Source organism: Spongiibacter pelagi, assembly GCF_014705705.1.
In the GTDB taxonomy this organism is placed as follows: domain Bacteria; phylum Pseudomonadota; class Gammaproteobacteria; order Pseudomonadales; family Spongiibacteraceae; genus Spongiibacter; species Spongiibacter pelagi.
The window spans coordinates 95,235-115,040 of the sequence record NZ_JACXLD010000004.1 but is presented as its reverse complement, the minus strand read 5'-3'; the positions used below and the strand labels follow the sequence as shown (position 1 = coordinate 115,040).

At 52.6% G+C, this 19,806-nt stretch carries 16 protein-coding genes; 1 reads left to right on the top strand and 15 read right to left on the bottom strand.

The window, feature by feature from the left end; translation table 11 throughout:
- Nucleotides 1-27: 27 nt before the first annotated feature.
- The 12 genes from folC to leuC all read right to left on the bottom strand — a co-directional run bounded on the left by folC (nt 28) and on the right by leuC (nt 14,759).
- Entirely contained in the window at nt 28-1,311 is a 1,284-nt protein-coding gene (gene folC / locus IB286_RS08520; RefSeq protein ID WP_190764485.1) for a bifunctional tetrahydrofolate synthase/dihydrofolate synthase, read from the bottom strand.
- 13 nt (nt 1,312-1,324) lie between these two features.
- Entirely contained in the window at nt 1,325-2,197 is an 873-nt protein-coding gene (accD, locus tag IB286_RS08515; protein WP_190764483.1) for an acetyl-CoA carboxylase, carboxyltransferase subunit beta, read from the bottom strand.
- Between the two features lie 117 nt (nt 2,198-2,314).
- Nucleotides 2,315-3,115: a tryptophan synthase subunit alpha gene (gene trpA, locus IB286_RS08510; RefSeq protein WP_190764481.1), complete on the bottom strand. Its 801-nt coding sequence runs from the start codon at nt 3,113-3,115 to the stop codon at nt 2,315-2,317.
- 12 nt (nt 3,116-3,127) lie between these two features.
- On the bottom strand, nt 3,128-4,345 hold the full coding sequence (gene trpB / locus IB286_RS08505; protein WP_190764935.1) for a tryptophan synthase subunit beta: 1,218 nt from the start codon (nt 4,343-4,345) through the stop codon (nt 3,128-3,130).
- Between the two features lie 11 nt (nt 4,346-4,356).
- A complete protein-coding gene (locus tag IB286_RS08500; protein WP_190764478.1) occupies nt 4,357-4,995 on the bottom strand; it encodes a phosphoribosylanthranilate isomerase in 639 nt (212 codons plus the stop codon).
- Nucleotides 4,996-5,112: 117 nt separating this feature from the next.
- Nucleotides 5,113-5,967, bottom strand: a complete 855-nt coding sequence (truA, locus tag IB286_RS08495) for a tRNA pseudouridine(38-40) synthase TruA (RefSeq protein WP_190764476.1) — start codon at nt 5,965-5,967, stop codon at nt 5,113-5,115.
- A gap of 27 nt (nt 5,968-5,994) precedes the next feature.
- Complete coding sequence (locus tag IB286_RS08490; protein ID WP_190764474.1) at nt 5,995-9,183, bottom strand: FimV/HubP family polar landmark protein; 3,189 nt, start codon at nt 9,181-9,183, stop codon at nt 5,995-5,997.
- A gap of 126 nt (nt 9,184-9,309) precedes the next feature.
- Nucleotides 9,310-10,257 (bottom strand): Asd/ArgC dimerization domain-containing protein, encoded by a 948-nt coding sequence (locus tag IB286_RS08485; RefSeq protein WP_190764472.1) that lies wholly within the window; start codon nt 10,255-10,257, stop codon nt 9,310-9,312.
- Nucleotides 10,257-11,372: an aspartate-semialdehyde dehydrogenase gene (gene asd, locus IB286_RS08480; protein ID WP_190764470.1), complete on the bottom strand. Its 1,116-nt coding sequence runs from the start codon at nt 11,370-11,372 to the stop codon at nt 10,257-10,259. Before asd ends, IB286_RS08485 begins: the two co-directional genes overlap by 1 nt.
- Before the next feature lie 103 nt (nt 11,373-11,475).
- On the bottom strand, nt 11,476-12,561 hold the full coding sequence (gene leuB / locus IB286_RS08475) for a 3-isopropylmalate dehydrogenase (RefSeq protein ID WP_317889732.1): 1,086 nt from the start codon (nt 12,559-12,561) through the stop codon (nt 11,476-11,478).
- Nucleotides 12,562-12,674: 113 nt separating this feature from the next.
- Entirely contained in the window at nt 12,675-13,325 is a 651-nt protein-coding gene (leuD, locus tag IB286_RS08470) for a 3-isopropylmalate dehydratase small subunit (RefSeq protein ID WP_190764468.1), read from the bottom strand.
- Between the two features lie 12 nt (nt 13,326-13,337).
- Complete coding sequence (leuC, locus tag IB286_RS08465) at nt 13,338-14,759, bottom strand: 3-isopropylmalate dehydratase large subunit (RefSeq protein WP_190764466.1); 1,422 nt, start codon at nt 14,757-14,759, stop codon at nt 13,338-13,340.
- Between the two features lie 210 nt (nt 14,760-14,969).
- On the opposite strand from leuC, the gene IB286_RS08460 reads away from it, so the two are divergent.
- Entirely contained in the window at nt 14,970-15,854 is an 885-nt protein-coding gene (locus tag IB286_RS08460; protein WP_190764464.1) for a LysR family transcriptional regulator, read from the top strand.
- Nucleotides 15,855-15,856: 2 nt separating this feature from the next.
- Here IB286_RS08460 and IB286_RS08455 read toward each other — a convergent pair whose 3' ends face one another.
- The 3 genes from IB286_RS08455 to IB286_RS08445 all read right to left on the bottom strand — a co-directional run bounded on the left by IB286_RS08455 (nt 15,857) and on the right by IB286_RS08445 (nt 19,697).
- Nucleotides 15,857-16,435, bottom strand: a complete 579-nt coding sequence (locus IB286_RS08455; RefSeq protein ID WP_317889731.1) for a nucleotidyltransferase family protein — start codon at nt 16,433-16,435, stop codon at nt 15,857-15,859.
- On the bottom strand, nt 16,432-17,427 hold the full coding sequence (locus tag IB286_RS08450) for an XdhC family protein (RefSeq protein WP_190764462.1): 996 nt from the start codon (nt 17,425-17,427) through the stop codon (nt 16,432-16,434). The genes IB286_RS08455 and IB286_RS08450 overlap by 4 nt, the downstream gene beginning before the upstream one ends.
- Before the next feature lie 113 nt (nt 17,428-17,540).
- Nucleotides 17,541-19,697, bottom strand: a complete 2,157-nt coding sequence (locus IB286_RS08445) for a TonB-dependent receptor (protein WP_223826244.1) — start codon at nt 19,695-19,697, stop codon at nt 17,541-17,543.
- Between the last annotated feature and the right edge of the window lie 109 nt (nt 19,698-19,806).

Sequence of the window (19,806 nt, the reverse complement as noted above, 5' to 3'; positions counted from 1 at the left end):
CACATCCACTACCGTGAAATAAGCCGCTCAAAAATAGGCTAAAGCGTCGGCAACAGTAAAAAATGAACCAAAGATAACCAGGCGATCACCCGCGCGTATCTCCGGAATGATGTTATCCAGTGTCGCCGCCATGGCCTGGCCCTGCGACATCACTTCAGCCGCTTGTGACTCAAGCTTAGCGGCTAAAACCTCAGCGCTAAGGGCGCGGGGATTATCAAGTAATTGCGGTAAGGCCCAACAATCCACCAGCGGAAACATGATTTCCAATACCGCATCCACGGCCTTGTCAGCCATAATGGCGAACACCGCCACGGTTTTTCCCTGCTCTGAACTGCCCTGCCCTGAACAGCCCTTCCCTGAACTGATGTGTAAGGCTTCAGCCAAGCGCGCAACCGCTGCCGGGTTATGCGCCACATCCAGCCACACTTCTATTCCGTTAAAATCGAAACGTTGCTGTCTGGCGGAAACCGATACGGTTTGCAGCCCGGTGCGTATGGCGGCTTCGGAAACGGCAAAGGGCAAGAACTCAATTGCCTGCAGACAGCTTGCAGCGTTATCTAACAGAACACGTGGCAGAGGCAGATTCAGGATTTCTCGTCGCTCCCCCGCCTGCTGCCCCCACCAATGCCAGGCAGACTCGGCATAGTCAAAGCCAAAATCACGGTCGCGAGCCAGCAACGGCACTTGCTGGCTTTCGGCATAGTCGATCACACTGGCGAGCGGCAAACTGTCGCCAAAAATCGCGGGCTTGCCCGAGCGAAACACACCGGCCTTTTCACGGCCAATGGTGTCGCGATCAGAACCCAACCAGGCTTCGTGATCCAGCGCCACCGAAGTAACAATAGCAATATCTGCATCAATGATATTGACCGCATCTAGGCGACCGCCCAAACCAACTTCAAGCACCACCACATCCAGCTCGGCAGCCATAAACAGGCACAGCGCGGCAAGGGTGCCAAACTCGAAATAACTCAGGGAGATATCGCCGCGCGCGGCATCAATTTGTGCAAAAATATCGCAAAACTGCTGATCTGTAGCCAGCTCACCGGCAAGTTTAACGCGCTCGTTATAGTGCAAAAGATGGGGCGAGGTATAGCAGCCTACCCGCTTGCCCTCGGCCGTTAAAATGGCGTCGAGCAAAGCTACCGTAGAGCCTTTGCCATTGGTACCGGCAACGGTGATAACAGGAATGGAAAAATGGATATTCAGAGCGCGGGCAACGGTTTGCACACGCTCCAAACCCAGATCTATCGGCTTGGGATGCAGGGTTTCCAACCACCGCAACCACGCGTCGAGCTGCGTAAATCTCACGGTGGTGGAAAGATCAGTTGCGATAGTAGGTCAGACTGCTCAATACCCGTGACAGGGTATCGCGCATCTCGGCGCGGTGCACAATCATATCGATAGCACCGTGCTCAAGCAGGAACTCACTGCGCTGGAAGCCCGGCGGCAGTTTTTGGCGAATGGTCTGCTCGATAATATTAGGGCCAGCAAAACCGGCGCGCGCACCGGGTTCGGCCACGTTAATATCACCCAGCAAGGCCAAGCTGGCAGATACACCACCGTAGATCGGATCGGTCATCACCGAAATATAGGGCACACCTTCTTGCTTCATGCGCTCTAGTACCGCACTGGTTTTGGCCATCTGCATCAGGGAAATCAGCGCTTCCTGCATACGGGCACCGCCTGAGGCAGAGAAACACACCAGTGGCCGGCGCTCTTTCAAGGCGACATTAGCCGCTTGGGTGAATTTCTCACCCACAGCCGAACCCATTGAGCCGCCGTGAAAGTTAAATTCAAAAGCGACAACCACCACAGCCTGTTCTTTCACAGTACCGGTAAAAGCAATCAGCGCATCTTTTTCACCGGTGCTTTTCTGCGCAGCGGTTAAACGGTCGCGGTATTTTTTCTTGTCTTTAAATTTCAGGCGATCCACGGGCTCAATATGACTGAGGATTTCCTGACGCCCCTCTTCATCGAGAAACAGCGCAATACGGCGGCGCGCACCAATACGCATATGGTGATCGCACTTGGGACAAACGTCGTTATTGGCTTCCAGCTCTGGACGATACAACACGGCATCACATTTGACGCACTTCTTCCACAGCCCTTCTGGCACAATACCTTTGCCTTCGCGGCGCTCGCCTGTCTCAGTTCGGCGTACCCCTGCGGGTAAAATCTTATCAACCCAACTCATTGTTTTTTTCCCGTCAATTTATCGTAATCATGGCTGGCGCTTACGCGCTCTTTCTATAATTTTCGCCAGCGGCGCAACAGCGCTGCCGCTGAACAATAATCCCGTATGTTCGGGATATTAAATACTATCAATCGCCTTGCGAATATCGGCAATCAGCTCGCAGGCCGCCAATTTCGCCGCATCCGTGCTAGAGGCGGCAATGCTTTCAACCAATGCGCTACCCACGACCACGCCTTCACAGTGTGGGGCAACCGCCGAGGCCGATGCGCCATCCTTTATACCAAAACCCACGGTAACTGGCAGGTCGGTATGCGCCCGAATCTTGTCCATCTGCGCCTTAACCGCCTCGACATCCAAGTGCCCTGCACCCGTTACCCCTTTCAGGGAAACACAGTATAGATAACCGCTGGCCAGCGCCGCCGTTTGCGCAATGCGCTCATCGGTACTGGTCGGCGCCAACAGGAAGATATTGTCGATACCCGCTTCCGCCAAAATAGCGCTCAACTCGCTCGCCTCTTCTGGCGGTAAATCCACAGTGAGCAGACCATCTACACCCGCCGCCGTAGCGCGCTTGGCAAATTCGCTATAACCCATGCGCTCTACAGGATTAGTGTAGCCCATCAACACCACTGGGGTGGTTTGATTGTCCTTGCGAAACGCTGACACGATTTCCAGGGTTTTGCTCAATGAGGTGTGATTGGCCAAAGCCCGCTCGTGGGCTAATTGAATCACCGGCCCTTCCGCCATGGGGTCGGAAAACGGTACGCCAATTTCCAGAATGTCTGCACCCTTGGCAACCAATTCATGCATCAAGGGCAGAGTGATCTCCTGCGTTGGATCACCGGCCACAATATAGGGAACCAAGGCCTTGCGGCCTTGATTTTTAAGTTCGGAAAATAATCCTGCTAAACGGCTCAATGCTTTTCCCCGTTACTCAATACCAATACCGTCGATGCTGGCGACGGTATGAATGTCTTTGTCACCGCGACCCGACAGGTTAACGATGATGCTCTGATCTGGGCGCATGGTTTGCGCCAGTTTTTCGGCATAGGCCACGGCGTGGCTGGATTCCAAGGCCGGCATAATGCCTTCAACCAAGGTCAGCTTGCGGAACGCCGCCAGTGCTTCGTCGTCGTTGATCGACACGTAATTAACCCGGCCAATATCTTTCAGCCATGAATGCTCAGGGCCAACACCGGGGTAATCCAAGCCGGCGGAAACCGAATGGGTATGCATAATCTGGCCGTCACTATCCTGCATCAGATAAGTGCGGTTACCGTGCAATACGCCGGGAATACCCGCTGAAAGTGGTGCGGCGTGCTGTCCGGTTTCAACACCATGACCACCCGCTTCAACGCCGTACATTGCCACACCCTCATCCTCAAGGAAGGGGTGGAACAAGCCAATCGCATTGGAACCACCGCCCACGCAAGCAACCAGCGCATCGGGCTGTCCACCGGCTTGTTCAGCAAATTGGCGACGCGCTTCGCGGCCGATAATCGATTGGAAATCGCGCACCAGCATGGGATAAGGGTGCGGGCCCGCTGCCGTGCCAATAATGTAGAAGGTATTGTCGACATTGGTAACCCAGTCGCGCATGGCTTCGTTCATCGCATCTTTAAGAGTGCGCGAACCCGAGGTCACGGAAATCACTTCCGCACCCAACAACTTCATGCGATACACATTCAGGGCTTGGCGGCGAATATCTTCTTCGCCCATAAACACCTGACATTCCATCCCTAAACGCGCGGCCACCGTGGCAGAGGCGACACCGTGCTGACCGGCACCGGTCTCGGCGATGATGCGCTTCTTACCCATGTATTTGGCCAGTAGCGCCTGACCAATGGTGTTGTTTACCTTGTGCGCGCCAGTGTGGTTCAGGTCTTCCCGCTTGAGATAAATTTGCGCACCACCCACTTCACGCGACCAGCGCTCGGCATGGTAAAGCGGTGATGGACGCCCAACGTAATGGGCAAGATCATTATCGAACTCAGCCTGAAACGCGGGATCAGCACTGAGACGCTGATAGGCCTCGGTCAACTCATCTAACGCGTGAATCAGGGTTTCAGATACAAAACGACCGCCGTGAATACCGAAATGCCCCTTGTTGTCAGGGAAATTTCGAAAATCAGGAAAGCGGTTTTCCATAGCTTGCTTTGTCACCTAGTACTCCCATTGGCGGCACTGTCTACCGCCTTCATAAAAGCTGTCATTTTTTCTACAGATTTCTGGCCCGGCGCCGCTTCCACCCCACCACTGACATCCACTGCCCAAGGTTGGCAAGCATCGATAGCTTGAGCCACATTTTCTGGCTTTAAGCCACCGGCAAGAATCAGAGGCTTGGGCAGAGTGTGCGGAATCCGCGCCCAATCGAAACGCTCGCCGGTGCCACCCGGTACACCGGGGCGGTAGCTGTCTAGCAGCACCGCTTTGGCATTGGCGTAACGCTCAATACCTGCAATTACATCAATATCATCACGCATCCGCAGCGCCTTGTAATAAGGTCGCTGAAAGCCTTCGCAAAACTCGGGACTTTCATCGCCGTGAAACTGAAGCAGGTCGAGCTGACAGGTTTCGATAGCCTGTTCGACAAGGCCGCGATCGGCATTCACAAACAGTCCCACACTGGTCACAAAGGGCGGCAAGGCACGGATAATCTGCCGCGCCTGCTCAAACTCAACATAACGCGGACTTTTGGCATAAAACACCAGACCGATAGCATCAGCTCCCGCATGGGCGGCAGACAAAGCATCATCGGTATTGGTGATACCGCAGATTTTTACGCGGGCTGGCTTCACTCGGATTCACAGGCGGTTATTAACGGGCTGGGATTCTATCAAATAGCCCGGTCTGATGTCTGTAATAACAACGTCTTTAATCAGAACGCCGGCATCAAGAGCGCGTAATAAGAGCGGCTAGTCAGCCAGACTGATATCCGCCAAAAACGCGGGGCCGGGTTGATTTTCCGGCAGTGCAAAATGTGCGGGATAGCTGACATCCACCAAATATAAACCTTCTGGCCGAGCGGTTACCCCGCCCTGAGTGCGGTCGCAACTGGCGAGTACTTCCGCCGTCCACCCAGCAGGCATTTGACCACTACCCACCGCCATCAATACTCCAGCGATATTCCTTACCATATGATGTAAAAACGCATTGCCCTGTAGATCGATCACCACATAATCACCACGGCGCTTTACCGAAATAAAATGGATATTGCGCATCGGCGTACGGGACTGACACGAGGCGGCGCGGAAAGCACTAAAATCCTGCTCACCCACCAAGGCCTGCGCCTCGTCATTCATTAAGGCCGCATCAAGCGGATGAGCATATTGGGTGACCAAACCCGACATATGCACATCGCGCAGTGGGCGGTTCAAAATAATATAGCGATAACGGCGCGCGGTAGCGGAAAAGCGTGCATGAAAATCAGGATCGACGCTGCGTACCCATTTCACCGCAAGGGAATCCGGCAAATTAGAATTGCAGCCCATTACCAGCGCTTTTTCTGAACGCGGACAAGGCAGATCAAAGTGGACGACTTGGTAGCTGGCGTGAACACCGGCATCGGTGCGACCGGCGCAAACCAGCGATACGGGTTGATTAGTGATTTTAGCCAAGGCCGTTTCTAGGCAGTCTTGGGCGGTATTGACCCGAGGCTTACCCTGGCTTTGCCAACCTTTAAAATCTCCACCGCGATAGGCCAGCGCCAGCGCGATGCGGCTGCCGGCCGCAAAGGGCTGGGTATCTAATTGCGGAAAGGGGGTATTCAATATCTAGGCGCCGCAAGCGGCGCTCCTTTAACTCAGGTTATCCAGCAGTTGCTGAGCTTCACTGCGCTGAACATCGTCGCCCTGCTCAGTGACTTCCTGCAGAATTTCACGGGCACCGTCACTGTCACCCATATCAATATAGGCACGGGCCAGATCCAGCTTGGTAGACACTTCATCGGTATCTGACAATGCGCTTAGCTCAGCGCCATCATCACTGCCGGCATCGAACTCATCAAAGGAAAAGTCATCCAGACTTAGCTCGTTGTCATCCGCCAAAGAAGTCTTTGTTTCGGCCGGCTCGGTGCTTACCACTTCAGGCGATTCTAGGACTGCCGCATCATCCAGCTCAAACTCTGGCTCTTCCGCAGTCAGCTCTGGCGCCACATCGTCACCGAGAGTCAATTCCGCATCAAAATCGCCCAAATCCAGATCTTGCTTATCCGCCTCAGCGCTCACCGATTCCGGAGCGAGCTCATCGTCCAGATCAATGCTGAACTCAGTTTCTGGTTCGCTCTCTGGTTGTTCCTCAACCGCAAGCTTAACCTCATCGTCAGCTGCGTTTTCGGGTTCAACTTCAGAAGTTGATTCAGAGGAATCCAGTGAGAAAGCGGCATCCAGTGATTCCAGCTCGGCATCCAGCTCGCCAAAATCTAAAATATCTTCTTGCTCGGCACTATCTTCGCCGAGCTGTTCTTTTAAACTGCCAAGATCGGAGTTTTCATCAAAGCTCAGCGAATCCAGATCAAGTTCTAGCTCGTCTAAAGCTGACTCTTCAGATTTAGGCGCCGCAAAGGCGTTTTCAAAATCGTCATCTAGATCAATATCGAGTTCGAGTTCTTCGTCCTCGCCGACCAGCGATACCGCCTCATCGGCAACATCATCGCCAGCCTCAGCCAGCGCCGTTAAGGCAGCGGTATCTAGTGAGGTTTCATCAAGCTCCGCGGTGGTTTCAACGCCAGAATCTGCTTCCTCAGCCGCATCCGTATTTGCACCAAAATCAAGATCGGCAAAAACGGAGTCGCTTTCATCATCCAGCCAATCGCTGACGCCCTCAATCGCTGACATAGACTCTTTCACCTGCGCGACAGCGTCGTCATCGCCCAGTGCCTTTAACTCCGCATAAGCTTGGTCAAAGCCAGCTTTATCGCGAGTTTCCAGATAGGTTTCAATCAGTTTTACGCGAGCGGCACTATTTTCAGGGTCTTTCTCAATCGCAGTTCGCAGCAAGCGTTGCGCTTGTTCATAGCTACCGTAGGCGATATAAATTTCGGCTTCGCTCAATACATCACTGGTTTGCGGATGAACTTCTTCGTCAGCGCCATCCAGATCAATATCGTCAAAATTGAGTGTTGTGTCTTCTAGAGCAGGCTCTTCTACAGCAGTATCTTCAGTCGCTGAACTATCATCTGAAAGCAAGTCTTCAAGATTGTCATCGAAGGTTTCGAATACGGCGAGTTCTTCGGCCGCGCTCGCTTCCGAAGTATTGCCACCTTCAGCAGCATTCATCAACGCGTCGTCTTCTGCATTTTCAAGCGGTTGCTCAAACATGGCATTAACTGCGCCACTGTCGAGATTCGGCTCGTGCATCTCAGCGTCATTTTCAGCTTCTTGTGCGGCATTGCGGCGACGCAGGCCAAACAAAATCAGCAGTAATAGCGCTAAACCTGCAGCGGCATAACGAAAGGTTTGACTGGCAAACCAGCTCTCGCCTTGCGCTGGCTCTGCTTTCACCTCCTCGCTTGCAACTGCGGGCTTTGCACTATCTACATTGCTTGCTGAAGCCGCGGCTTCGAGTGCTCCCTCCGCAACGTCGACATCAGCGGGCGCCTGCCCCTCGGTCATGCCCGCCTGTTCCATCAAACTGGCAATTTCAGCTTCAGTTGCTGCACTTTGCTCAGTGTCGGCTGACGTCGCTGCGCCCTGAGTCTGAGCTTGCTCAAGAGCGTCCTGCGCTCCTAATTCACCTTGTTCTCCAGAGTCTCCCTGTTTTGCTGAGGCACCCTGTTTTGCTGAAGCACCCTGCTGCAACATGGCCAATTGATCATTTTTAAGACTGATCAAGCGCTCCATTGCCGCAATTTGCTTTTCCATCTCTGCCACACGGCCGCGCATGCTCTCATTTTCAAGCTTGGCCTGTTCCAGCGCTTCCTGTTCACCACGCAACTGCGCTTCCAGATCGCCGGCTTGTCCGGAATCGGCCCCATCGGCTGTGGTCAGGCTAAGACGCCCCTCTACCATTTCTGGGGCTTCAGCTTCCGCCGCAGCACTATCTACCCCTTTAAGTTGAGGATTGCTGCTTGCGCTTTCAGCACTTGGCACACTGGGCTGTGACTGCCGGGGCGCCGCCGCTTCCCCACGCCAGACTTTATTTTGGCGGCTGAATTCCTTTACCGCTTCGTCCTGGGAAATTTGCGCAATTTCACTTTCGCTGGGAACACGCAGGACATAGCCGGATTTAATGCTGTTTACATTGCCATTCAGAAAGGCTTCCGGGTTTTTCCGGAACAGCGCGATCATGGTTTGCTCAACAGTTACCGCCGATGAGGGGCGAAATTGGTTTGCCAAAACCCACATGGTATCGCTGTGTTGAACGCGGTACTCACCGGGATTTGCCGCTTGGGGCAAGTCAGTTTTCTTATCGGCTTCGCGGGGCTGAATACCGCTTGTTGACGATTCGCTTGGCTGATTTGCGGACTGGGGTGCGGGTAAAGTCACGGCGCCACGGGCACCACCGGGCTCAGTTTGAGCATAGCTTGGCGACGTTGTCGGAGCAGGTGCAACACTGGGAGCAGAGACCACTGACTCAGCGCGGGAAACGCTGGTCGGCAAATCGAGCAATACGGTGTATTCCCGCAAAATCCGACCGGTGGGCCAACGCACTTCAAGAACAAAATCGAGGTAGGGTTCAACAACCCGATCGCGAGTGCTGACAATAATGCCGGTTAAACCGCCGGGCACACTGTCTACAGTAAATTCGAGAGCGGAAAGAAAGCCGCTGCGATCGACACCAGCACGCTCAAAATCCGCGCTGGAAGCCAACGCCACTTTAATTTGAGAGGCATCTAGGCTGCCGGTTTCATGGAGCGGAATAAATGCCCGGAAGGGTTGATCCAAAGCCGTTTCTGGCGCGATCTCACCAAGTCCCAGCGCCATTACTGCCGAAGTCTGAATAACAGAACACGCCAGTACCGCCTGGGCCAGTTTCTTCCTCAACATACGTCTACCCTGCCTTGATAGGTTTAAGCCCCGAGAGAATCGTCGTCAGAATTAAGTGATAAAACAGACGCTAAAATCAGGGCGGTAAAGCTAGAAAAATTCTTGAATAAGCAGGCTAAACTATAGCTAGTTATTGTTTTTTATCAAGGAGTTGAGTGCCTCAATAATGTTAAATGCGACACCCTTACGCAAATTATCTGCACACAGGGCCAACTGAACCCGATTGGGCTTGCGGCGGTGCAATATCGGCGCACTGATCGCTATCGTGTCTTGTCCTGATTGCCCCACCGGAGTTAATTCGGACTCGCCAGCACTAAACACCTCTACCCGCTCATCACTTTGCAGCTGCGCTAACAGCGAGGACATCACCGGCGGCTCATCAAACTCAAGCGCCAGATTCAATAAATGGCCGTGAAATACAGGCACCACCGCAACCGAGCAATACACCTCGCAAGCCTTATCAGCCAGCAGGCGCTGTAGTGTGCTTTCAATTTGCTCTGCCTGCGCGCTATCCGCTTGGCAATTAAAGGCGATTTGCGCATTGAAAGACGATGCCTCCAAAGGCATACCATTCAATAAGCGCGCGGTTTCCGCCGCCAGGGTTTCAACACCGGCCCGACCCAAAACCGATGCCGGCTGCTGCACCGCCACATCGACGCGGCGAATTCCTTCGACGGATTGCAATAAGCTCGAAACCTGAGCACTCACGGCATCGGCCACGGCAATCTGCATCGTTCCAGTCCCAGCGCTCATCGTTTCGCCGGAGCCGTAAAGCGGAATATCATCCATTTCTGCCAGATAACCACTGGCATCAATGAGATGCTTGCCAGCATCGAAAAATTCCGCCACTTTGGCTGGTGCGGAACCAGCCAAGAACACGCCAATATCAAATTGCTGAGGATCAATATCCTCAAACTCTTCAACACGGATTGGTCGCCCCTTGTACAGCGCGATATCGGCTTCGGCGTCGTCAACGACACCAACCACTTTAGCGAAGCTGTACTCCAGCTCAGAAAGCCCTTCAATGAGCTTTTCGGCCTCGAGGCTTTCCGCTCCAAAAATAACCAGACGCATTAACGAATATCACCCAACAAGATGCGCAGCATACGGCGCAGAGGTTCCGCCGCACCCCACAGCAATTGGTCGCCCACGGTAAAGGCCGACAAATATTCGCCACCCATATTCAGTTTACGCAAACGCCCTACCGGCACCTGCAAACCACCCGTCACCGCCGTTGGCGTCAAACGCTTTAGGGTTTCGTCACGATCATTGGGCACCACATCTACCCAGCTATTGGCGCTGCCGATAATTTGTTCAATTTCTGACAATGGCAGATCGCGGTTCAGTTTGATGGTGAGTGCCTGACTGTGACAGCGCATCGCACCAATACGCACGCAGGTGCCATCAATCGCAATAGGCGAAGAACGGCCTAAAATCTTGTTGGTTTCCGCCTGCCCTTTCCACTCTTCACGGCTTTGACCGTTCTCAAGCTGGGTATCAATCCAAGGCAGCAGACTACCTGCCAAGGCGTGACCAAATTTCTCTTTAGGGAAGATTTCGCTGCGCATGGCTTCCGCCACTTTGCGATCAATATCCAGAATATTGCTGCGCTCATCGGCCAGCTCTGGCGCTACTGCATCGCGAATCGCACCCATTTGACTGATCAGCTCACGCATATTTTGTGCACCCGCACCGGAAGCCGCTTGATAGGTCTGGGCGCTAACCCAGTCCACCAAACCTTCGCGGAACAAACCGCCAATCGCCATCAGCATCAAGCTAACGGTGCAGTTGCCGCCGATAAAGTTTTTAACGCCTTTTTCCAAGCCCTGCTGAATAACATCCAGATTGACCGGATCGAGAATAATGATCGCATCGTCCGCCATACGCAGTGACGAAGCCGCATCAATCCAGTAACCGTCCCAGCCACTGGCGCGCAAATCAGCAAATACGGCCTTGGTGTAATCACCGCCCTGACAGGAAATAATCGCGTCCATTTCCGCCAGTTCGCTAATCGACATTGCGTCTTTTAGCGCGGGGATATCACGACCAATATCCGGGCCCTGACCACCCACATTAGAGGTGGTAAAAAATACCGGATCGATACCTGCAAAATCATTTTCTTCCAGCATGCGGCCCATCAGCACAGAACCCACCATGCCGCGCCAGCCAACAAAACCTACTTTTTTCATTTCTCTTCCCCGGCTTTCAAGAAAAGCCTCATTACTTTGGAATTTAAATTTTCACTCGTGAGCGCCGCCGCTGAATGCCGCGAGCGCCAAAACGGTTAAAGAATTACAGTGCGGAAAGCACGGCCTCGCCCATTTCTACGGTCGACACTTTCTGGCAGCCTTCGGAGAAAATATCGCCGGTGCGCAGACCTTGATCCAATACCTTGCTTACCGCATCTTCAATCGCCTGCGCCGCTTCTGGCTCAGCAAAGGAGTAACGCAACATCATCGCTACCGACAAAATCGTAGCCAGCGGGTTAGCAATACCTTGGCCCGCAATATCCGGCGCACTGCCATGACAGGGCTCGTACATGCCCCGGCCATTTACGTCTAGTGAAGCCGAGGGCAACATGCCAATAGAACCGGTCAGCATCGCCGCCGCGTCAGACAGAATATCGCCGAACATATTGCCGGTCACCATCACATCAAACTGTTTTGGCGCGCGAATCAACTGCATGGCGGCATTGTCGACATACATATGGCTCAGCTCAACATCGGGATAGTCCTTGGCCAGATCCTGCATGATTTCCCGCCACAGCATGGTCACTTCCAGCACGTTCGCTTTATCAACTGAACACAGGCGACCACCGCGCTTTTGCGCCAATTCAAACGCCACTTTACCGATGCGGCGAATTTCCGACTCACTATACACGTAGGTGTTGTAACCCTGACGCTCACCGTTTTCCAATTCGCGAATACCGCGCGGCTGACCGAAATAAATGCCGCCGGTCAGTTCGCGCACAATCAGAATATCCAAGCCGGCAACCAGTTCGGGCTTCAGCGAAGACGCATTAGCCAACTGGGGATACAGCAGTGCTGGACGCAGATTACCGAACAGATCAAGGCGCGAACGAATCGCTAACAAGCCCGCTTTTTCAGGACGCTCTGCTGGCGGCAAAGCATCCCACTTCGGGCCGCCAACCGCGCCCAACAGAATCGCTTGTGCCGCTTCACATTTGGCAAAGGTTTCTTCGGGCAATGCGGTGCCGCAGGCATCAATGGCAGCGCCACCGACCAAGCCTTCATCAACTTCCAAACCCAGATTGTGAGAGGCGTTTACCGCCAGCAATACTTTTTTAGCCTCTGCCATAATTTCTGGGCCAATGCCGTCACCGGCCAGAATTACGATTTTTCTATTAGAAACAGTCACAGCGTTCTCTCTTAATAATTTCTTTTGTTTCAAATACTGAATTGAAAGCGCGAATTAACGATAAGCGCAGCGCCAGCAATCAAAATTACGAGCGCAATAATTAATCCCCGATTTTAGGCGGAATGCTCGCGAAACAACCACGGCGACTTCGCCTGCCACTGCGTTTCAAACTCGCGAATAGCGTCAGCATCCTGCAAGGTCAGGCCGATATCGTCTAAGCCATTAACCAAGCAGTGCTTGCGGAATGCATCCACCTCAAACGCAAACTCAGTACCATCAGCAAGACGCACACACTGATTCGGCAAATCAACCGTCAGGCTAAAACCTTCTTCGGCGTACATCTTGGTAAACAGCTCATCGACAATTTTCTCATCCAATACGATCGGCAACAGGCCATTCTTGAAGGAGTTATTAAAGAAAATATCGGCAAAGCTGGGCGCAATCACACAGCGAAAGCCGTAATCGTCCAGCGCCCACGGCGCGTGTTCACGGCTGGATCCACAACCAAAATTTTCACGAGCCAACAGAATGGATGCGCCCTTGTAGCGCGGAAAATTCAGCGGAAATTCGGTATTAAGTGGACGGCTGCTGCAATCCTGACCGGGCTGACCTTCATCCAAATAACGCAGCTCATCAAACAGATTGGGGCCAAAGCCACTGCGCTTGATCGATTTCAAAAACTGCTTGGGAATAATCATATCGGTATCGACATTGGCGCGATCCATTGGCGCCACAACACCTTCAACAACGGTAAATGCTTTCATGATCGACTCCCCTTAATTCCACTCACGAACATCAACAAAATGGCCGGCAATTGCCGCTGCCGCCGCCATCGCAGGACTCACCAAGTGAGTGCGACCGCCAAAGCCCTGACGCCCTTCAAAGTTACGGTTAGAGGTTGAGGCGCAATGCTCACCCGCACCCAGTTTGTCGGCGTTCATTGCCAGACACATGGAGCAACCGGGATCGCGCCATTGGAGGCCGGCTTCGATAAAGATCTTATCCAAGCCTTCGCTTTCCGCCTGCTGCTTCACCAAACCTGAGCCAGGCACAACCAGCGCTTCCTTGATGGTGTCGGCCACTTTCTTGCCCTTCACCACCGCCGCTGCCGCGCGTAAATCTTCAATTCGCGAATTGGTGCAAGAACCGATAAAGACCTTGTCCAAACGAATATCTTTTATCGCCTGCCCTGCCGTCAGCCCCATATATTGCAGGGCGCGTTCGCAAGCCGCCTTTTTAACTGGGTCGGAGAAATCGTCTGGCGCTGGCACATTGGCATCCACCGGCAAGACCATTTCCGGGCTGGTGCCCCAGCTCACTTGCGGTTTAATCTGCGCGCCATCCAGCTCAACAACCGCATCAAAGTTTGCATCGGCATCGCTGTGCAGGGTTTCCCAATAAGCGACCGCCTGCTCCCACTCAGAATCATTGGGCGCAAAAGGACGACCTTTGACATAGTCCATCGTAGTTTGGTCTACGGCGACCATGCCGACACGTGCACCGGCTTCAATCGCCATATTACAAACGGTCATGCGGCCTTCCATCGACATATCGCGAAGTACCTGACCGCCAAATTCAATGGCGTAACCGGTTCCACCTGCGGTGCCGATTTTGCCGATAATGGCCAGCACCACGTCTTTAGGCGTCACGCCGGGGCCAAGCTGACCATCAACGCGCACCAGCATGTTTTTGCTTTTCTTTTGGATCAGGCACTGGGTCGCCAGTACGTGTTCCACTTCGGAGGTGCCAATGCCGTGTGCCAGCGCACCCAGTGCACCGTGAGTGGCAGTGTGGGAATCGCCGCAAACCACGGTCATACCGGGCAGGGTTGCGCCCTGCTCTGGCCCAACAACGTGCACAATACCTTGGCGCACATCGTTAATGGTGAATTCGGTGATGCCAAATTCTTCGCAGTTTTCATCCAGCGTTTTCACCTGAATGCGAGAAACTTCATCGACAATCCCGGCCACACCGGCTGAACGCTCGCTGTGCAAGGTCGGCACATTGTGGTCTGGCGTGGCGATACTGCCGCTAATGCGCCAAGGCTTACGCCCGGCCATACGCAGGCCTTCAAAAGCCTGAGGCGACGTCACTTCATGAACCAGTTGGCGATCAATGTAAATCAGTGCGGAACCATCGTCCCGCTGCTTCACCAAATGGGCCTGCCACAATTTATCGTAAAGAGTTTGTCCAGCCATGTTGCGCTCCCAGGAATGCACATAATTCGCTGCCGCTTAATGCCACAGAACGATATTTACAGATTCAGATTACAGGCTGAATTTTACGCAGCCCGAATAAATAACTCAAATTCATATTTTTTATTATTTGGATTCCAATTTGGAATCTAATAACATATTCAGCAGCCAACTATTACCTTGCTGAGCGCAGCATTAATAGAGACTCCAAGTATGGATACACAGAATCTTACTGCCTTTCTGGCCGTCGCCGAACACGCTTCTTTTTCAGAGGCGGCGAACCGGCTGCATCTTACCCAACCCGCAATCAGCAAGCGCATAGCCAGCCTTGAGCAGCAATTGGACTGTAAATTGTTTGATCGCATTGGCCGCCACGTCAATCTGACCGAAGCCGGACTGGCCCTACTGCCCAATGCCAAGCGAATTTTACAGGATATACGCGAGGCCCAACGGCAGATAAACGACCTGCAAAATCAAAGTATCAGTGGGCGCTTAAATATGGGCATTAGCCATCATATTGGCCTGCACCGCCTGCCGCCGGTATTGCGCGAATATTCCCGCTTATACCCCAATGTTCAGCTCGATATCGATTTTATGGATTCGGAACAGGCCCACCAGCTCATACTGCAGGGCGAGATGGACTTGGCGGTAATTACACTGGCACCCAGCAAAGAAGCCCAACTCAGCTTTATTCCGGTGTGGGATGACCCTTTGATGGTGGCAGTCGCCAATGATCATTTGCTGGCAAACAAAAAAACCGTAGCCCTCACCGAGCTCGCTGAACACACCGCCCTGCCCCCCGGCCTGAACACTTACACCGGCCAAATTATTAAAAGCTTATTTGATAATGCCGGCCTGAAAATGGAAGTGGGCATGGCCACCAATTATCTGGAAACTATCAAGGTGATGGTCAGCATTGGTTTGGGCTGGAGTATTTTGCCTAGCAGTATGCTGGATGACAGCGTGACGCAATTGCAACTTGAAGGCCATCAGCTACAGCGCACCCTCGGTTGTGTGCACCACCGCAGTCGCAGTCTTTCTCGGGCGGCGGAAGCCTTTATTGAGCGGCTACCAAGCTATCAAAACGCAAACCGCTGACGCTATTCCGGCAAGGTCATTTCATCGAAAAGGGATTGCATCGCCGCTGGCGTATCGCCGTCGGCGCAGATACCCGGATCATCCAGATCGAGACGCACACAGGCATCGGCATACTTCGCCAATACCGCTTTCGCGCCCTGATCCCCTTCAAGGTTTAACAGCTCAGGCCAAAATGCACGACCAATCGCCACCGGATGACCGCGCTGCCCCTGAAAATGGGGAATAATAATTCGGTCTTCAGCGGCCTGTTCGGCCACCTGTCGCAACGAGCTAATCCGCAAAAGAGGCAAATCTGCCGGTAAAATCAACACTGAGGATAAGGCTGAATCGAGCTGCGCAATGGCATCGGCCAGGCTATAACCCATACCACCAGCCGCACGAGTTGATCGCAAAATATGAGCGCCGTGTATTTCTGTCAGCGGATCGCTTTCGGCCAATACCACCGTCACTGGCAGCCCCGCCTTACCGCCGCGCCGGATCAATGCAGGCAGTAGCGGCCCGCCCTTGGGCATGGTCACAAAGCGTTTATCCGCACCAAAGCGGCGGCTTTGCCCCGCCGCAAGAATCAGTAATGCGTTCACGACTGATTTATTCCAGAAGATTCAGACTGACGCCAAACAATCTCGGCCTTACCGCGCCGCAGCGCCGTTAATTCAGCCATTACCGCCACCGCAATTTCCATGGCCGATTTACTGCCAATACTTAAACCTACCGGCGCATGTAAGCGCGCGATTTGCGCGTCGCTCAACCCCAGTTGCAATAACCGGGCACAGCGTTTCTCTGTAGTGCGCACACTGCCCAGCGCACCGACATAAAACAGATCGTGGGTAAGCGCCTGCATCAAGGCCATATCATCAATGCGCGGATCGTGGGTCAGGGTAATGACTGCCGAATAGCGGTCTGCGGCAAACTGCATTACCGCCTCATCGGGCATCAGTTGAATAATTTCGGTATTGGCCACCGCCCATTGCTGGCAACGCTCCTCGCGCGGATCGCAAACCAATACCCGGTATTCCAGCGCCGTGGCAATTTCGGCAATACAGCGAGCCAACTCATTGGCCCCTATCAAAAGTAATTGATAGCGAGGACCAAAATCCTGACGCAAGCTGTTCTCGGTAAGCTGCACATCGTCACCGCGATCAATGGTTTCAAACTGCCAACTAGAACCGGCCAAATCCACCCAGCGGCGAATCCCCTGTCGTTCAGACAAGGCCTTCAATAAGGTTTCAATATCGGATTGCTTGGACGGGCTTAAAAATTCCAGCAATAACTTCATGCGCCCGCCGCAAGGCAGGCCAAAGCGTTCATTCTCTTCGGGGCTAACGCCGTATTCCACTAGCTGGCAGGCACGTGTTGCCAATTGACCGGCCTGCAGTTTTTCCAATAAATCATCTTCAATGCAACCGCCGGAAACCGAGCCCCACACTGCGCCGCCCTGCTCCAGCCACATTAGGGAGCCCAATGGGCGCGGTGAGGCGCCATGAGTGGCAGCAATGGTGACTAACCAACCCGACTTGCCCGCAATTAGAGAGGCATTTACCGCCTGTAAAACCCGCTGTTCACTACTTTCCACAACTACCTACACAATATGATTTATTTTCAACGCCGCTATATTACGCCAAGCCAAAACCGTCACGCAGAAAAAAGGCCGGAAAACCGGCCTTTGAGTTACTGCACAAGTCAGGATCAGTATTCGTACTTCACTTCGAAGCCAAATACCTTGCCTTTATTCAGTGGGGCGAAAGAGGCAGGGCCACCTAATTGCGTATCACCACCGTGGGTCACTTCATCTTTCAGGTTGCGACCAAATACCGAGTAGGTGAAACCTTCTTTGGTACTTACTGACACCGCCGCATCTACCATATCAGCCGAGTTCAGATAACCAAGGTTATCATCGGTATAAGCGCTGGGATCACGGTGATTGAAACCAACCCGAGCTGTCAGCATATTGCCATCGCCCATATCGTTCTGGAAGGTCAGGCTGGCACCGTAAGTCCATTGTGCTAAACGAGGAATGTCCAGTTTTTTGTCATTTTCATCAATAAGTCCATTTGGATCACGATTCAAGTCATATAGTACCTTATCGTATTGACCATCCAGATAACCTGCATTTAGGGCCAAGACAAAGTACTGACCTAAACCGGCAAGAGCTTCAAATTCCGCACCAGTGATCGTGGCATCTGCCGAATTATCAATCACTTGTGCAATTTGGTTAGGAGCAGGTGAAAAGTTGATTTCACGCTGCATATCTTTAATTTCATTTTGGAAAATCGCCGCATTTAAGCGCAGCATGCCGTCGAAGCCATCCCACTTCGCACCAATTTCAAAAGAGTTTTGAGTCTCTTCATCAAAGGGACCTGGCTCCACATTCGGCAAGGTATTTCTTAGATTATACCCTCCAGAACGGAATCCCTGACTGTAGCTGGCATAGGTCTGCAGATTTTCCATGGGATACCACTGCACACCAATCTTGGGAGACACATTATTCCATGTTTTTGAGTCAGTAAAATCGTAACCTGAACAAGAATGTGTATCGGTACTGCATTTACCGGGCGATGCAATATTTGCAACCTGAACCTCTTTTTCTTCCTCGGTATAACGAACTCCAGCAAGAACAGAGAGATTATCGGTAATGCGGTAATCAACCGCAGCAAAGGCCCCAAGAGTGGTTTGATCCTGCTTACCGCCACCTGTTTGAACCAGCGCAACACCAAAGTTACGACGTTCCAAATAAAAAATATCTTGAGTGAAGTAATATAGTCCCGCTGTTACATCGAAGCGCTCATCCAACACAATGTTATAGCGCAATTCATTACTAAATTGTTCGGCATCCAGAGCAATAGGTGCATGAAAAACTGGATTTGGAGTGGCATCAATATCGGTTTCAGCGGTGGTTTCCAGATTTTTCCAACCAGTAATATTGGTCAGGGTACCGTTACCAATATCGCGCTTATGCTCCACACTTGCGCGAGTCCACTCCATATCGAAGTAGCCTTCATCGTCAATCGCGAAATCAAAACTATTGCGATCAAACAAGGCATGGTTTTGTCCTGCAGGGCCGTCGCCCTCGGAATCCGCCTGTTCAATTTTAAAGGTGGTTTCGGCATTGGCATCGCCACCATGCAGCCACGTTAAGGCAGCGCGGCCCATCAAGGTTTTGGAATCGCCAAAGCTATCATTGCCATTGGCTTTGTTTTCAAAATAGCCCTGATCTTTATTGCCATAGACGGCAATTTTACCCAGCAACTTGCCTTCAACCAGCGGGCCGGAAAGCACGGCCGACAGATAGGTGTTATTGCCGGTTTCGCGAGACAGGCGCGCTTTAAAGCTTGTTTCAGGGGTTGGGTCGGTAGTACGTACCAGAACCGCACCGCCGGTCACGTTACGGCCAAACAGAATACCCTGCGGGCCACGCAATACTTCAACGCCCGCCATATCAAACTGATCGAATACCACACCTTGGTTGGTGCCTTGATATACGCCGTCGATAAACACACCTACGGTGGGGTCGATACTTGGAATCGAGCTGTTAATACCCAGACCACGGAAGGAGAAGTTGGCAACCCCTTTTGCGGTACCCACATCATCCATAGAGACGTTAGGCATGGTGTAAGACAAGCTCTGCAGATCGCGTACAAAAAGTACTTCTAGCTGATCTTCGCCAAAAGCGGTGGCGGCAATCGGCACATCCTGCAGCTTTTCAGCTTCAGCTTTTTTTGTACCAGTAACTAGTACTTCTTCTAGCAGCGCAGATTTGTTTTTTGGAGCTTCCTGAGCATAGAGACCGGATGAGAGCGTGGCCACCATGGCTGACAGCAAAGACATCTTCATGACTTTTATCATTATGTTTCCCCGTATTTTCATTATGTTAGGAAGGCTTGTTAGCCTGAATTGAAGATATCGGAACGGGCACAGGAAGCAAGGAAAATCGACAAATATTGATCTTTTTATG

What these genes read in the sequence shown, in the direction of transcription:
- accD (WP_190764483.1), bottom strand. Translation starts at nt 2,197, where the DNA reads ATGAGTTGGGTTGATAAGATTTTACCCGCAGGGGTACGCCGAACTGAG.
- trpB (WP_190764935.1), bottom strand. Translation starts at nt 4,345, where the DNA reads ATGGAAAACCGCTTTCCTGATTTTCGAAATTTCCCTGACAACAAGGGG.
- IB286_RS08490 (WP_190764474.1), bottom strand. Translation starts at nt 9,183, where the DNA reads ATGTTGAGGAAGAAACTGGCCCAGGCGGTACTGGCGTGTTCTGTTATT.
- IB286_RS08485 (WP_190764472.1), bottom strand. Translation starts at nt 10,257, where the DNA reads ATGCGTCTGGTTATTTTTGGAGCGGAAAGCCTCGAGGCCGAAAAGCTC.
- asd (WP_190764470.1), bottom strand. Translation starts at nt 11,372, where the DNA reads ATGAAAAAAGTAGGTTTTGTTGGCTGGCGCGGCATGGTGGGTTCTGTG.
- leuD (WP_190764468.1), bottom strand. Translation starts at nt 13,325, where the DNA reads ATGAAAGCATTTACCGTTGTTGAAGGTGTTGTGGCGCCAATGGATCGC.
- leuC (WP_190764466.1), bottom strand. Translation starts at nt 14,759, where the DNA reads ATGGCTGGACAAACTCTTTACGATAAATTGTGGCAGGCCCATTTGGTG.
- IB286_RS08460 (WP_190764464.1), top strand. Translation starts at nt 14,970, where the DNA reads ATGGATACACAGAATCTTACTGCCTTTCTGGCCGTCGCCGAACACGCT.
- IB286_RS08445 (WP_223826244.1), bottom strand. Translation starts at nt 19,697, where the DNA reads ATGATAAAAGTCATGAAGATGTCTTTGCTGTCAGCCATGGTGGCCACG.